Source organism: Leeuwenhoekiella obamensis, assembly GCF_055391795.1.
On the sequence record NZ_AP029251.1, the window covers coordinates 2664180 to 2679617 of the forward strand.

At 40.3% G+C, this 15438-nt stretch carries 15 protein-coding genes and 1 riboswitch; of the genes, 3 read left to right on the plus strand and 12 right to left on the minus strand.

The window, feature by feature from the left end:
* Nucleotides 1-25: 25 nt before the first annotated feature.
* The 4 genes from metF to ACZ5L8_RS11775 form a co-directional block, all read right to left on the minus strand.
* Nucleotides 26-979, minus strand: coding sequence for a methylenetetrahydrofolate reductase [NAD(P)H] (metF, locus tag ACZ5L8_RS11760; RefSeq protein ID WP_464437722.1), 954 nt, complete (start codon nucleotides 977-979; stop codon nucleotides 26-28).
* Between the two features lie 195 nt (nucleotides 980-1174).
* Complete coding sequence (locus tag ACZ5L8_RS11765) at nucleotides 1175-1459, minus strand: GIY-YIG nuclease family protein (protein ID WP_464437724.1); 285 nt, start codon at nucleotides 1457-1459, stop codon at nucleotides 1175-1177.
* A 376-nt stretch (nucleotides 1460-1835) separates the two neighbouring features.
* Complete coding sequence (gene metH / locus ACZ5L8_RS11770) at nucleotides 1836-4544, minus strand: methionine synthase (RefSeq protein ID WP_464437725.1); 2709 nt, start codon at nucleotides 4542-4544, stop codon at nucleotides 1836-1838.
* Complete coding sequence (locus ACZ5L8_RS11775) at nucleotides 4541-5566, minus strand: homocysteine S-methyltransferase family protein (protein WP_464437727.1); 1026 nt, start codon at nucleotides 5564-5566, stop codon at nucleotides 4541-4543. Before ACZ5L8_RS11775 ends, metH begins: the two co-directional genes overlap by 4 nt.
* 164 nt (nucleotides 5567-5730) lie before the next feature.
* A riboswitch (SAM riboswitch) is annotated at nucleotides 5731-5835 on the minus strand.
* 246 nt (nucleotides 5836-6081) lie between these two features.
* Between ACZ5L8_RS11775 and ACZ5L8_RS11780 the strand changes: the two genes are divergently transcribed.
* From ACZ5L8_RS11780 to ACZ5L8_RS11790, 3 genes are read left to right on the plus strand one after another with little or no spacing between them, the layout of a single operon-like run.
* Entirely contained in the window at nucleotides 6082-6666 is a 585-nt protein-coding gene (locus tag ACZ5L8_RS11780) for a carboxymuconolactone decarboxylase family protein (protein ID WP_464437730.1), read from the plus strand.
* Between the two features lie 13 nt (nucleotides 6667-6679).
* Nucleotides 6680-7540, plus strand: coding sequence for a hypothetical protein (locus ACZ5L8_RS11785; protein ID WP_464437733.1), 861 nt, complete (start codon nucleotides 6680-6682; stop codon nucleotides 7538-7540).
* Between the two features lie 2 nt (nucleotides 7541-7542).
* Nucleotides 7543-7935 (plus strand): response regulator, encoded by a 393-nt coding sequence (locus ACZ5L8_RS11790; protein WP_464437734.1) that lies wholly within the window; start codon nucleotides 7543-7545, stop codon nucleotides 7933-7935.
* 33 nt (nucleotides 7936-7968) lie between these two features.
* Here the strand turns inward: ACZ5L8_RS11790 and ACZ5L8_RS11795 are convergent, their stop codons facing one another.
* The 8 genes from ACZ5L8_RS11795 to ACZ5L8_RS11830 all read right to left on the minus strand — a co-directional run bounded on the left by ACZ5L8_RS11795 (nucleotide 7969) and on the right by ACZ5L8_RS11830 (nucleotide 15433).
* Nucleotides 7969-9021, minus strand: a complete 1053-nt coding sequence (locus tag ACZ5L8_RS11795; RefSeq protein WP_464440952.1) for an NAD(P)/FAD-dependent oxidoreductase — start codon at nucleotides 9019-9021, stop codon at nucleotides 7969-7971.
* A gap of 108 nt (nucleotides 9022-9129) precedes the next feature.
* Entirely contained in the window at nucleotides 9130-9711 is a 582-nt protein-coding gene (locus ACZ5L8_RS11800) for a precorrin-2 dehydrogenase/sirohydrochlorin ferrochelatase family protein (RefSeq protein ID WP_464437736.1), read from the minus strand.
* Nucleotides 9705-10478, minus strand: a complete 774-nt coding sequence (gene cobA / locus ACZ5L8_RS11805; protein ID WP_464437737.1) for a uroporphyrinogen-III C-methyltransferase — start codon at nucleotides 10476-10478, stop codon at nucleotides 9705-9707. Before cobA ends, ACZ5L8_RS11800 begins: the two co-directional genes overlap by 7 nt.
* Nucleotides 10468-12564 carry a HEPN domain-containing protein gene (locus ACZ5L8_RS11810; RefSeq protein WP_464437738.1) on the minus strand — a complete coding sequence of 699 codons (2097 nt, stop codon included), beginning with the start codon at nucleotides 12562-12564 and terminating at the stop codon, nucleotides 10468-10470. Before ACZ5L8_RS11810 ends, cobA begins: the two co-directional genes overlap by 11 nt.
* A 56-nt stretch (nucleotides 12565-12620) precedes the next feature.
* Nucleotides 12621-13250 (minus strand): phosphoadenosine phosphosulfate reductase domain-containing protein, encoded by a 630-nt coding sequence (locus ACZ5L8_RS11815; RefSeq protein WP_464437739.1) that lies wholly within the window; start codon nucleotides 13248-13250, stop codon nucleotides 12621-12623.
* A 111-nt stretch (nucleotides 13251-13361) separates the two neighbouring features.
* Nucleotides 13362-13787, minus strand: a complete 426-nt coding sequence (locus ACZ5L8_RS11820; RefSeq protein ID WP_464437741.1) for an RrF2 family transcriptional regulator — start codon at nucleotides 13785-13787, stop codon at nucleotides 13362-13364.
* 30 nt (nucleotides 13788-13817) lie between these two features.
* Nucleotides 13818-14984 carry a trans-sulfuration enzyme family protein gene (locus ACZ5L8_RS11825; RefSeq protein WP_464437743.1) on the minus strand — a complete coding sequence of 389 codons (1167 nt, stop codon included), beginning with the start codon at nucleotides 14982-14984 and terminating at the stop codon, nucleotides 13818-13820.
* Between the two features lie 17 nt (nucleotides 14985-15001).
* Complete coding sequence (locus ACZ5L8_RS11830; protein WP_464437744.1) at nucleotides 15002-15433, minus strand: OsmC family protein; 432 nt, start codon at nucleotides 15431-15433, stop codon at nucleotides 15002-15004.
* Nucleotides 15434-15438: the final 5 nt, after the last annotated feature.

Sequence of the window (15438 nt, forward strand, 5' to 3'; positions counted from 1 at the left end):
TCAAGCAACGTGAATGGCAAATGTATCAAAATAATTGGGATGCGATTGCCTGAACATTATCGCTCTTGCCCATACTGTAATAATGTAACACCGGCACGCCAAAATCCATCAACTCTTTAGACTGCTGAATCGCCCATTCAATCCCCACTTGACGCACAGCTTTATTGTCTTTACAATCTTCAATAGAATCAATTAAATCCTGCGGAATATCGATTTTAAAAACTTGCGGAAGCAGCTGCAAATGGCGCTTCACGGCGATGGGTTTAATCCCAGGGATGATAGGCACATCAATACCTGAATCGCGCACTAGCTTAACGAACTCAAAGTATTTTTGATTATCAAAAAACATCTGCGTCACAACATAATCTGCACCCGCATCAACCTTTTCTTTTAAACGTTTTAAATCTGATTTTAAAGATGGAGCTTCAAGGTGTTTTTCAGGATAACCCGCCACGCCGATGCAAAAATCAGAGCAGTTTTCAGTCTCGATAACATTGTTAAGATAGCGCCCTTTGTTTAAGTCGGCAATTTGACTCACAAGCCCGGTCGCGTAATTATGACCACCTTTTGTAGGTTGAAAATATTGCTCTTCTTTCATCGCATCACCACGCAACGCCATCACATTCTCAATACCTAGATAATGACAATCTACCAGCAGATACTCAGTCTCTTCTTTTGTAAAACCACCACACAAAACATGCGGCACAGTGTCCACATCATACTTATGTTTAATAGACGCACAAATCCCTAAAGTTCCTGGGCGCATACGTGTGATTTTCTTATCAAGCAGACCATCTTTTTCAATGTAAATTGACTCCTCGCGAGAAGTCGTTACATCAATAAATGGCGGTTTAAACTCCATCAAAGGGTCAATATTGTCATACAATTCCTGAATATTGTTACCTTTTTTTGGCGGGATAATTTCAAAAGAAAACAGCGTTTTACCTTCTGCTTTTTTTAAGTGTTCGGTGATTTTCATATTCCTTTACCTAGCCCTCTCTAAAAGAAAAGGGAATGGTTATTTATTAGTAAATTGATTTGTCATGCTGAGCTTGACTCAGCATCTCATTATATTTATTTCAAAAGTTCACTCGGTCAAGACCCTGAATCAAGTTTAGGGTGACGAGCTTTCATTTATCTATTTTCAACGTCATGCCGAACTTGATTCGGCATCTCATCCTAGTAATTTTATAGTTTCAAGTTTTGGATTTTTAGCTTTAATCAAATCCATTTTCCATTCTCTCTTCCAGTTTTTCAACTGTTTTTCTCTTGCAATTGCTTGATTTATATCTAAAAACTCTTCGTAATAAATTAAATCTGTCAGATTATATTTTTTAGTAAAAACAGAACCTTCGCCATTTGCATGCTGTGTTATTCTTTTTGCCAGATTACTGGTCATTCCTACATAAAGAGTGGTTCTATATTTGTTAGTTACTATATAAACATAACTTGTTTTCATCTCCTCTCTTTATGAGACCCTGAATCAAGTTCAGGGTGACGACCTTCATTACTCTATTTTAAACGTCATGCCGAACTTGATTCGGCATCTCATCATGCTCTTGTTCTAAACTCACTCAGTCGAGACCCTTAATCGAGTCTAAGGGGATGAGCCTTCATTTACCTATTTTAAACGTCATGCCACTGTTGATTCGGGGCCTCATCATGTTCTTGTTCTAAACTCACTCGGTCGAGACCCTGAATCAAGTTTAGGGTGACGAGCTTTCATTTATCTATTTTAAAACGTCATGCCGAACTTGATTCGGCATCTCATCATAATCTTGTTCTAAACTCACTCAACTGTGACCCTGAATCAAGTTCAGCGTGACGCAACCCATTTAATCATCTGCGATGTTAGGATTCAACCATTTTTCGGCTTTCGCCAAATCTATATTCTTGCGATTTGCAAAGTCCTCAACTTGGTCCATTTTTATTTTACCTACACCAAAGTAACGCGCTTCAGGATTCGCAAAATAATACCCAGAAACCGAAGCTGCTGGCCACATGGCTAAACTATCTGTAAGTTCAACACCTATGTTATCATTAACATCTAGCACATCCCAAATCGTCAATTTCTCTAAATGGTCTGGGCACGCAGGGTATCCCGGTGCAGGACGAATCCCGCGATAGGATTCTTTTATTAATTCATCATTTTTTAAATTCTCATCTGCGGCATAACCCCACTCTTCCTTACGCACTTTTTCATGCAGGAATTCTGCAAACGCCTCAGCAAAACGGTCTGCCAAAGCCTTTACCATAATACTGTTATAATCGTCTAGATTTTCCTCGTATTTCTTAGCCAATTCTTGTGTTCCAAAACCTGCAGTTACACAAAAACAGCCCATGTAATCTTTCTTTCCAGAATTCTTCGGAGCGACGAAATCTGCTAGTGCGATGTTTGGTCTGCCCACTGCTTTTTTACTCTGTTGACGCAAGGTTCTAAAGGTGTACTTTTCGCCTTGAGCGCTAATCTCAATATCGTCGTCATTTACCGTATTTGCCTCAAAAACCCCAAATATGGCTTTCGCCGAAAGGCTTTTCTCATCCAAGATTTTATTGAGCATATGTTGCGCATCCGCGAAAAGTTCGCTGGCTTGATTGCCCACAACCTCATCGCTCAAAATCTCAGGATATTTGCCGTGTAAATCCCAACTTCTGAAAAACGGAGACCAGTCAATATAATCAACTAACTCGCGTAAATCTTGATTTTCGATGACTTGAATTCCTAGATTTTTTGGCGTTGAAGCCTCAAAATTCTCCCAATCTAGCAGCCATTTATTTTCACGAGCCTGCTCGATTGTAAGGTATTCTTTCTTCTTACCGCGCGATAAAAATTTCTCTCTGAAATCTGCATAATCGCTCTTAATACCAGAAACATAATTCTTAGAACTCACGGGATTTAACAGGTCACCAACCACAGTAACAGCGCGCGATGCATCATTTACATGAACTACAGCGTGCTCATATTCTGGGTCAATTTTTACGGCTGTGTGCGCCTTGCTGGTTGTCGCCCCACCTATCAATAATGGAACTTCAAAATCCTGGCGCTTCATCTCTTTTGCAAGAAAAACCATCTCATCCAGCGACGGGGTAATCAATCCGCTAAGGCCGATGATGTCAACATTATGCTCTTTCGCAGAAGCGATAATTTTTTCTGGCGGAACCATTACGCCCAAGTCAACAATCTCGTAATTGTTGCAGGCAAGCACCACGCTCACAATATTTTTACCAATGTCATGAACATCGCCTTTTACGGTGGCCATGAGGATTTTCCCGTTTCCTTTATCTTCTTCGGGTGGATTTTTAAGTTTTTCTTCTTCTATATAAGGAAGTAAATATGCCACCGCTTTTTTCATCACGCGGGCAGATTTTACCACCTGTGGCAAGAACATTTTACCGCTACCAAAAAGGTCTCCCACAACATTCATCCCGGTCATTAAATGACCTTCTATCACATGCAAAGGCTTTTCCGCTTGTTGACGCGCTTCTTCAACATCTTGCTCAATATATGCGTCAATACCTTTTACAAGTGCACGTGTAATTCTGTCTTGAAGTGGCTCTTCACGCCAACTTAAATCAACTGTTTTTTCTTTTGCTGTACCTTTAACCGTTTCGGCAAAATCTAGCAAGCGCTCAGTAGCATCATCGCGACGGTCAAGAATTACGTCCTCAACATGCTCTAACAAATCCTTCGGGATATCATCATACACTTCAAGCATCGTAGGATTTACAATACCCATGTTCATTCCGCACTTTATCGCATGGTATAGAAAGACAGAGTGCATGGCTTCCCTTACAGCGTTGTTTCCGCGAAAGCTAAAAGAAACATTACTCACACCACCGCTCACGCTAGCATACGGAAGATTTTCCCGAACCCATTTTGTCGCCCTGATAAAATCTATAGCATTTAAACGGTGCTCATCCATCCCCGTTGCTACGGGAAAAATATTAAGGTCAAAAATGATATCCTCTGGCGGAAGTTTTACCTGATTGACCAAAATATCATAACTGCGTTTTGCAATCTCGATGCGGCGGTCATAATTATCTGCTTGGCCCACTTCATCAAATGCCATCACGATAACAGCCGCACCGTATCTTTTTATTTTTTTGGCGTGATTTATAAACTCTTCCTCACCTTCTTTAAGGCTGATAGAATTCACCACGCATTTACCTTGCACCACCTGAAGACCAGCTTCAATAATATCCCACTTTGAACTATCTATCATGATAGGCACTCGGGCGATATCTGGCTCTGCAGCGATAAGATTAAGGAACTTCACCATGGCTTCCTTACCATCGATGAGTCCGTCATCCATATTGATGTCAATGATTTGCGCACCGCCTTCTACCTGGTCTCTGGCAATGTCGAGCGCTTCGTCAAATTGCTCTTCTTTAACGAGGCGGAGAAATTTTCGCGACCCAGCGACATTAGTACGCTCGCCCACATTGACGAAGTTGCTGTCTTTGGTTACGATAAGCGGTTCCAGTCCACTTAATCGCAGCGGACGGAATTTTAATTTTTCTTTATCTAAAGGTTCTAGTATCAATTTGAAACTAAATTATTCAGCCTTCTCGGCTTGTAATTCTTAACTAAATCTGCAATAGCTTTAATATGCTCTGGAGTTGTACCGCAACATCCGCCTACAATATTTATGAGGCTTTTGTCAAGATACGTTTTTACCTGACTTGCCATTTCTGTCGGAGTTTCATCATATTCTCCAAAGGCATTGGGCAAACCGGCGTTAGGATAAGCCGAAATCGCAAAATCTGATTTTGAGGAAACTGTTTCCAGATATGGCGTTAACTGTTTCGCGCCAAGCGCACAATTAAACCCTACCGAAAGCAAAGGCATATGTCCCACAGAAATCAGGAATGCTTCAGCGGTTTGACCAGAAAGGGTACGCCCAGAAGCATCTGTAATCGTGCCGCTCACCATGATGGGAATCTCGATATTTCGTTCATCCTTAATTTCTTCAATCGCATAAAGCGCGGCTTTTGCGTTAAGCGTGTCAAAAATAGTTTCTACAAGAAGAATATCAACGCCACCATCTAGCAAAGCTTCGGCTTGTTGCTTGTAAGCAGTTCTTAATTCGTCAAAAGAAATCGCACGAAAACCTGGGTCATTCACATCTGGCGACATGCTTGCGGTCTTATTCGTTGGCCCCATGGCACCAGCGACAAAACGAGGTTTATGAGGTTCTTTTGCGGTGATATAATCAGCAACTTTGCGGGCGATTTTAGCCGACTCATAATTGAGTTCGTACACAAATCCCTCCATTTTATAATCGGCCATGGCAATCGTAGTACCGCTAAAGGTATTTGTCTCCACGATATCTGCACCTGCTTCAAAATACAACCTGTGCACATCTGCAATTGCGTGCGGTTGCGTGATGCTCAACATATCATTATTTCCCTGCACAGGGAATTGCCAATCTGCAAAACGCTCACCACGAAAATTTTCTTCGGTGAATTTATACCGCTGCAACATCGTTCCCATCGCGCCATCAAGCACAAGGATTCGCTCGTTTAATGCAGCATACAATGATTTAATTCTCTCTTCTCTTGTCATTTTCTAATCTCGATCAATCCATTTGGCGTAAGCCATATTATCATCACGATTGTGGTTCTTTTTTGTTTTTCGCTGTAGCGAAAAGGACAATCTCACCCCAAAGGATAAGCCGCAAAAATAGTATGTCAAGAAAGTATGTGAGTGAATTTTATAAAAAACTCATGGCGTTATCTATTTCGCCAAAAGGCGAATAGAATGTAGCACCTTCTGCAAGCGCAGGGTTGCTAAGGCTTCACCGGGTCTATTCCCTCCGCCTTTCTTGATAACTTCAGTTTGCAAAGAACTGGGCAAATATCTGAATTTAGAATTAGATAGCATAATAATGCTATAAAAAATACTTAGAAGCTAGTAATTTGCAAGAATCATCTTAGTGTTTTTCTGCATAGTCGTTAAATTTTACAAGTTATATCGACAAAAAAGCGTCATTCAACGCCGGAAAGTGGTATTCTATCCGATTTTAATTATCAAAAATCAATATATTTACCGACTTTTAGACCTATAAATTTTTCCCTCTTATGAATAACTCTACAATTGTAAACCCCCGTTACAAAATCGTAGAATATGATGACGCTTCTGCTGAAGTGAAAGCTATCTATGATGACACTATGAAAACCTTTCAATTACCATTTGTTCTTAACTGGTTTAAGTGTCAAGGGTCTAACGCAACTTTGCTAGAAGGCAACTGGGTGAAATTAAAAAATACGCTTGTTCTAGGCGATGTTCCTAATGTCTTGAAACAATTGATCATCTATAATGTTTCTAAGATAAGAGATTGTAAATATTGTTCTAAAGCTCATGGTATTTTTGCAGATAGTATGAGTGGTATGATCTCTGAAGAACCAGGTTTTAAAGCTACAGACAACTTAGATTCACCTCTTATTCCTGATAGTTACAAAACCGCGCTTAAAGTTGTTACTAAAGCAGCATTAAACGCATCTGAAATTACTGAAGATGATTTTGAAGAACTTAGAAATGTAGGTTTTGATAATGAAGAAATTCAAGAATTGATGGCACAGGCAGATCTTGTTAATATGCTAAATACTCTTGCTGATGTAAGTGGTATTCAAATTGACAACGAACTGGTTGAGGCTGAAGCTTAATTAAACATTATTGATGCAACAATTTGACCCCATTTCTGCTAAGTACAGAATTGCTTATGAAGCTTTTTCTAAGTTCTCAAGTAAGCTAGGCAAGACAAAAACTTTTGATGACTTAGCAAAAGTGGTGCGCAAACACGTTAAGTATTTCTTTGACTACAGGATTTTTAGAATAAGTATGATAAGAAATGGAAAGCCTACTATTTTTACTTTTCATGGCAATGACTTTAAAATTGAAAAATTTAAAAAGAATATCATGGCTTATGAATGGGATCTTGTGAAGAGTCAACAGCCTTTTTTAAAGGATGAGTTTGAGCATAAATTTGAAGACATCATTGCATTTGATAAACTTAAGTCTCCAAAATTATGGGGATGGTATCAAGGCTATGAAGATATTGATGTAACAATCTCATTACTTACTGATGATGTGAAGAAGTTTTCGCGTGCGGATATGGAAATTTTACATTTGCTGATTGAAAGCTTTGTTATCAAATATCAGCAGATCTATTTGCAATTTGAACTGGCTGATAAGAACAAAAGGTTGCAACGCGCTGTAAAGGAAATTGAGAATAAAAATCAGCGTATTGAAGAGATCATTGAAGATCAACTCAAGATCATAGAGCAGAGAACAAAAGAGATCAAGAGAAAAAATGAGAAGTTAATGGAATTCTCAACCCTTAATGCTCATAACTTGCGAGAGCCACTTACCAGGATCATGGGGTTGATGAATCTTGCAGAAACTATTGACGAGATAGAATTTAAAACTGAGATTCTGGAGAGGATGAAAATCTCTGTAAAAGATATGGATCAAACATTGAGAGAGATCATCATCAAAACAGAAAAAGAAATGACAGAATATTCAATTTTCAATGCTTAAGCATGCAGAAAGATAGTCCCATAATATTCTTAGTAGATGATCAAGGCATCGCAAACTTCATCAACAAGAAGTTGATCGAGGTTAGCAGCATATCTGATGATGTCTATGATTTTACAAATCCGCTAGATGCTCTGGACGCTATTAAAGAGATCAATCCTGATCTTATCTTACTTGATCTTAACATGCCCGAGATGACAGGCTGGGAATTCTTAAACAGGATGCGCACAATAGAGTCAACTTCTAAAGTTGCTATTTGCACGAGCAGCACAAGTGCTTTTGACAAAGAAAGGATGAAAGAATATGCAGATGTCGTGATTGACTATTGCGAGAAACCATTATCTAGAGAAGCAATCCAGAAGGTGACAAGCATAATAAAAATAGGCCCCGCTCACTAAGAACAAGGCCCATTTACACTTCACTAATAAATTTTAATTTATAGCCTGTACAACAGCTTTTTCTGCCTCTTTACGACTTCCGTCAAAACCATCCACACCAGATACCGTAGTATATTTTAAAACATAACGTTTACCCGGATTAATGATTTGATATGCAGCCTGACACATTAATGTCGCTTCATGAAAACCACAAAGAATCAGTTTTAATTTTCCTGGATACGTATTCACATCACCAATGGCAAAAATCCCAGGAATGTTAGTTTGATAATCTAAAGTGTTGTCCACTTTTATAGCATTCTTCTCGATGTCTAATCCCCAGCCAGCGATTGGACCTAATTTTGGAGAAAGCCCAAAAAGAGGAATAAATGCATCAGCATCAATCTGGAATTCTTCATCTCCCTGCTGAACGACAACACCGTTAAGTTCTTCTGTACCGGCAAGCCCAATAACCTCTGCAGGAGTAATAAGGTTTATCTTCCCAAGCAATTTAAGCTCGCGCACTTTTTCTACGCTATCAAGCGCTCCACGAAATTCATTTCTACGGTGAATCAAGGTTACCTCTTCTGCGATTTCAGCGAGAAAAATACTCCAGTCTAACGCAGAATCTCCACCACCAGCAATTACCACTTTTTTGCCGCGATACTGCTCTGGGTCTTTAATCATATATGCCACACCTTTGTCTTCAAACTGAGCGATATTTGGGATAGGCGGTTTTCTAGGCTCAAAACTTCCCAGTCCGCCAGCAATTGCAACCACTGGCGCATGGTGCTGAGTGCCTTTATTTGTGGTGACGATAAAACTACCGTCTTCTAATTTTTCAATGGTTTCTGCGCGTTCACCCAGCGTAAAACCAGGTTGAAACTGCTTGCCTTGTTCTAAAAGATTATCAACTAAATCGCCCGCTAAAACCTCAGGAAAACCAGGAATATCATAGATAGGTTTTTTAGGATAAATTTCTGCAAGCTGCCCTCCAGGCTGTGGCAAGGCGTCAATTATATGACATTTCAGTTTAAGCAATCCTGCTTCAAAAACTGTAAATAGCCCCGTGGGCCCTGCACCGATGATTAGAATATCTGTCTTGATCATTATATGTATTCTTGTTTCTATTCTTATTCTCATGAGACCCTGAAATAAATTCAGGGTGAAGGTATTGTCATGCTGAGCTTGACTCAGCATCTCATCTTCACTCTTATTTTACTTTTCTACTATACTTTTTGTGAACTCGTTGAGTTGGTCAACTTTTTCTTCAAAATCTCCTTTTAAAGTCTTGCGATATTTATTGAGATTTTGAACCAGCTCATCAATATTATCAGGAATCACTTCCTCAAAAAATTGACGCAAACGCTTTGCCATAGTGGGTGATTTACCATTTGTGGAAATAGCGATTTTCACGTTTCCTTTTGTTACGATTCCACCCATATAGAAGTCACACAACTCAGGTACATCTGCGATATTACAGAGTAAAAAACGCTCGCGAGCGTCTTCATAAACTTGCTTGTTTACCTCAGGACTATCCGTCGTTGCGATAACGACATGACGTTTTTCCAACTGGGATTTTTCATAGCTTCCCTCTGTTATTTTCACATTGAATTCTTTGGCTAAAGCCAAAGTCTCTTCTCTAAAAAAAGGAGCTATCATCTCAACCTGCGCATCAGGACTGGACTTTGTCAAGAACGTTAACTTCTCATGCGCTACATTTCCACCTCCTACAATAAGGATTTGCAGATTACGCACTTTGAGGAATACCGGGTACAAATTATTGCGCTCTGCTAGCATAGCACATGACTTTTATCATATTGACGCTGTACTTCTTGCAGTTGCTCACGATGTTTTACCACCTCGCCAATCACGATAATGGCAGGGTTTGCAAGACCTTGCTCTGCAATAACCTGCTCAATTGTACTGACTGTCCCAACTCCACAACGTTCCTCCGGCGTCGTCCCATTCTGGATTATCGCCACAGGGGTGTCATGCTTACCATTTTGTTCAAAAAGTTCCATGATACCTCTTAACTTTCCCATCCCCATGAGAATTACCACTGTCGCCGTGGAGCGGGCAGCCAATTCAACATCTTTAGAAATTTTATGCTCTTTAGTAGTACCGGTAATTACCCAGAAACTCTCAGAACTACCGCGCTTGGTGAGGGGCACATTTTGCATGGCTGGCACGGCAAGCGATGATGAAATTCCGGGAACTACAGCAGTTTCTACACCGTGCGAGGCCGCATACTCCATCTCTTCAGCACCCCTGCCAAAAATAAATGGATCACCTCCTTTGAGCCTGACCACATGACCGTGACTATGCGCCCTTGCGACGATGAGTTCATTGATTTGTTCTTGTTGATATGCGTAACATCCGCGGCGTTTACCCACGAAAATCAATTCGGCTTTCGCCGAAACGTACTCTAATAATTCTTCATTAATAAGCGCATCGTATAAAACGACATCTGCTTCTCGAAGCGCACGAATTCCTTTTAAAGTAATAAGCTCTGCATCACCAGGACCAGCGCCTACTACGGTAAGTTTTGGTGATTTATTCTGCATGGCTTAACTGTTCTTTTCTGTACGCATCTACGCGGTTGAAGAATGCATTGGCTTGCGCCAAATAATCTTCTGCAAAAGCTTTAGAAGGTTCGTTTTGATTGATTTGATTTACAAGCTCAGGGAAATTAACTCCGCCAGAAACGGCTTCAATTTCACCGAAATTCTCATCGAATAATTTGATGATATTGGCTTGTGTATTGGTTTTGATATCTTCAGCTACAAGTAATGCTTTTGCGCCATTTACAAGCCCAGTGTAGGTGTGGTAAATGCTATCTGCCCAGCGCTCATCTTCAAAAGATTCAATGGATGAAGCAAGTTTTTCTTTCGCTTCAAGCAAAAGCGTTTGTACAAGGTCAATCACAACACCGGCACATTCTCCTACCCCAACTTCCTGAATATATTTTTCTTCATTTCCCCAATCCACAAAATCGTCTTCAGTAAGATTATCTGTATCTGAAAGAGGCTTTAGAAAATCGTAGAAATATTTTTGTCCTTGCTGGTCGTAGTAGCTTAAAAAGTCTAGCCCGTTGCCATTTGCTTTAAAATCATTGAGAATTTCGCGTAAAGCTTGAGGACCACGTTTGCTAGGCACTTTTATAACCTTATCTGCAAAACGCCCTTGACCATCGCCTAGAATTCCGCCGCCAAGTAATACCTGCAGCGCAGGAGCAACCAACTTCTCTGGCGTGCGAACACTCATACCTTGAAAACCGATATGCGCCATATTGTGCTGTCCACAAGCATTCATACAGCCGCTTATCTTTATCGTCAAATCTTTATTTTCTACAACATCTGGATACTCTTCCTGTAAAACTTCTTCAAGCTTTGCCGCGATACCCGTGCTGCTCGCAATACCCAGATTACAGGTGTCTGTCCCTGGGCAAGCGGTGATATCTATCAGCGAATTGAATCCGGGGTCAACAAGACCGAGCTTTTCTAACTCGCTATAGAAAAACGGTATCGCTTCCTCACGGATGTCACGTAAGATTATATTTTGGCGCAAGCTTAATCGCAACTCATTTGCTGCATATTTTTTAATCAAACCAGCAAGCACTCTAGCCTGGTCTGTGTAAAAATCGCCAAGCTTAACCTTGATTCCTATTGCAAAGAGTCCGTCTTGCTTTTGCGGAATCACATTTGTTTTTTTCCAAATTTGGAAAGCTTTCTCATCCTTTATTTCAACGGCAGGAATAGCAGCATCATTAAATTGAGCCGATGTATCAAAAGCGGTTGTGTCAATTTCATAAGTTGTGGTCGAAAGGGCCTTATGCTGCTCTTCAATAAGTTCTTTAAACGCATCCAGACCGATGTCTTTTATCAAGAATTTCATACGTGCCTTCAGTCTTCTAGCACGCTCACCATGACGGTCAAAAACTCTCAAAACAGCTTCGGTTACCGGGATGATTTTATTCGCCGGAAGGAAATCATATAGCAAGTCTGCTTGACGTGGCTGAGAACCCAGACCACCACCTAACATCACTTTAAAGCCACGCTCACCGTTTTTGATTTTTGGGATAAAACCCAAATCATGCATAAATGCAAGCGCAGAGTCTTTGTCTGACGACGAAAAGGACATCTTGAATTTCCTTCCCATTTCTTGACAGATAGGATTTCTCAGAAAGAACTGAAACGTCGCATGTGCATACGGCGTAACATCAAAAGGCTCTTCTGGGTCAATTCCCGCGAAAGCGGAAGCCGTAACGTTACGCACAGTGTTACCACACGCTTCACGAAGAGTAACATCATCTTTTTCTAGCTGCGCCCAAAGTTCTGGAGTTCTATCAAGACTCACATAATGTATCTGGATATCCTGACGCGTCGTGATATGCAGTCGCCCAGTTGAATATTCATCAGAAACATCTGCAATACGAAGCAATTGCTCGCCACGCACTTTACCATAAGGTAGTTTTATACGAATCATCTGCACACCTTGCTGACGCTGGCCATAAACACCACGCGCAAGACGCAGACTACGAAAACGCTCCTCATCTACTTTTCCTTCTTTGAACAGGCGAATCTTTTTCTCTAACTCAAGAATATCGCGTTCAACAACTGGGTTTTCTATTTCGGTTCTAAAACTTTGCATATATAAAATCTATTTTCCTATGGATTTACTAGGATTATATTTCAAAAAAATATAGTTTATCTAAGTTGGAGTCCACATTCCATATTGGCCTGCGGTTTAGTAGGGTCATAATAATTAAACTCATTAGGCAAACTATGTTGCCTTAAGTAATCTTGAATATCAGTTTCTGAAAAATGATAAAAAGGACTAACTTTTAAAATACCATAATTTGTAAGACTCAAAACATCTAGCTTATCCCTGTGTGCAGTTTGCCCTTTTCTAATATTTGTAAACCATACATCTGGTTTGTGCTCATCCATTGCGCGACCAAAAGGCTCTAATTTTACACGTTCTACAAATTGTTCAAAGGCACTGTCCTCTGGAGATGGAGCAAATAGATAGTTCTTTTCGCCGGCAGGCCTATATATCTTCAAATCAAAAGGCAATTCATTATTCAACTTGGCGGCGTAGTTCCTTGTCTCAGGAGTATTAAAACCTGTATCACACCATATTAGAGGAATACCTTCCTTTTGCACAGAAACTGCATGAATTAGACTGGCACTATAAGGGCCAAAGTTACTTGTCAAAACTGGTCTTGAAGCCGTACTCAAAATAAACTTGATAATTTTATCTGGAGATTGATTTCTCAAAAACCTATTAAACTCATCAATATTTGCTTTGATATATGTTAACTGATCGTTGTACATAATTAAAAAACTTATTTCCTATCGATTTACTAGGATTATAGAACAAAACTAATATCTTGAGCTTTAGTGACCAAATGTTTTTTAATTTATTTAACCTGATTTTCAAATTTTTCAAGCTTGGTCAGATTTTGCGACCACATCTGCAAGGGTATTGTTATTCAGGACGCCTAAGTTTGCATCTCGTAGCTGAATCATCAAGTTGTGTACAGAACAAGTAACTTCATCAACACAGTCATCACACTTTTCATAGAAGTTTAAGCTCACGCAAGGCACCATAGAAACTGGTCCTTCAAGAACACGCATCACTTCTACCATCTTGATATCTTCAGCCTTACGGCGAAGGTAATACCCTCCGCCTTTGCCTTTTTTAGAACCCAGAAATCCGGCTTTACGCAGACTAAGCATAATGCTTTCAAGAAACTTTTGAGAGATATTTTCGCTCTTAGCGATAGCACCTATTTGCACAGGGTCTTTACCTTCTTGCTTAGCAACATAGGTCAAAGCCTTTAAACCGTATTTTGTCTTTTTGGATAGCATGTGCTAAAAATACCAAAAATCTAACCAATTCTACGCATTAAGCGCCTGGTCTAGGTCTGCAATGATATCATCTACATGCTCAAGACCTACAGAACAACGCACAAGACCATCACTTATACCCACTTCTAGCCTATCTTCTTCGCTCAACTTGCTATGTGTGGTTGACGCTGGATGCGTAACAATGGTTCTGGTATCGCCCAAGTTTGCAGAGAGCGAACACATTTTAATTGCATCAAGAAATTTTCGGCCGGCTTCTACTCCGCCTTTTATTTCAAAAGCGACGATGTTTCCGCCTAATTTCATTTGCTTTTTAGCCACTTCATATTGCGGATGCGACTTTAAGAACGGATGCTTCACAAAATTCACTTTATCGTGGGCCTCAAGAAATTCGGCTACTTTGATGGCATTTTCACAATGCTTTTCTGCACGCACTGGCAATGTCTCTAAACTTTTAGAAAGCACCCACGCGTTAAAAGGAGAAAGTGCCGGGCCTGTATTTCGTGCAAACAAATAAATCTCTCTAATCAAGTCTGATGGACCAACCGCTACTCCGCCAAGAACACGACCTTGACCGTCAATCATCTTTGTCGCCGAGTGAATCACGATGTCAGCTCCAAATTTTATAGGCTGCTGCAAATATGGCGTCGCAAAACAGTTATCCACGATAAAAATCAAGTTGTGTTTTTTTGCGATTTTGCCCATCAATTCTAAATCAAGAACATCAACCGCAGGGTTGGTAGGCGACTCTAGATAAAGAATTTTAGTTTCCGGTTTTATCAGGCTTTCCACGATATCAACCTCATCAGCTTTAAAGTAGGAGGTCGTGATATTCCATTTTGGTAAAAACTTGGTAAACATGCTATGGGTGGACCCAAAAACCGAGCGACACGATACTATATGGTCCCCACTTTCTAGCAATGCTGCAAAGGTCGAGAAAACCGCTGCCATACCAGTAGCAAAGGCATAACCGCTCTCAGCTCCTTCTAGTTTGCACATTTTTTCTACAAACTCAGTTGTATTCGGGTTTGTAAAACGGCTGTAAATGTTACGCTCTTTTTCTTCTGTAAAAGATGCTCGCATATCTTCAGCATCTTCAAAAACAAAACTTGAGGTAAGGTATAATGGCACTGAATGTTCTAAAAACTCTGTGCGGTTTAATTGACTACGAATTGCTTCGGTTTCAAAATGTTTTTCCATGGAATTCAATTTTGGCTTTAAGCGTAATCTTCTAATTTTTCTCCGTTAAGGTAAACTTCATACGTGATGGTCACGCTAGGCTCCAACGTTATGGAAACCGAGCAATATTTATTAAAGCTCAATTGCGCTGCGCGAATGGCCTTTTTAGGGTCAATTTCGCCCTCGAGCAAAACTTTTACCGTGATAAATTCAAACGGTTTTGCCTGGCCCACTTCCTTACGCTCGCCCTCTACCTCAACATTATATGCAGCGATTTCCTGCTTTTGTTTCTTTAAAATCGAGATGATATCAATCGCGCTGCAACCACCCACACCCATGAGCAAAAGCTCCATCGGGCTACTGCCCTTCACCTCGTCTACCGTCTTGTTATCAATCATCACAGGAATCCCGCTGGCACCTTTTGCCTCAAATAAGAATTCGCTGTTTTTACGTTCTAAAGTAACTTTCATTTTTC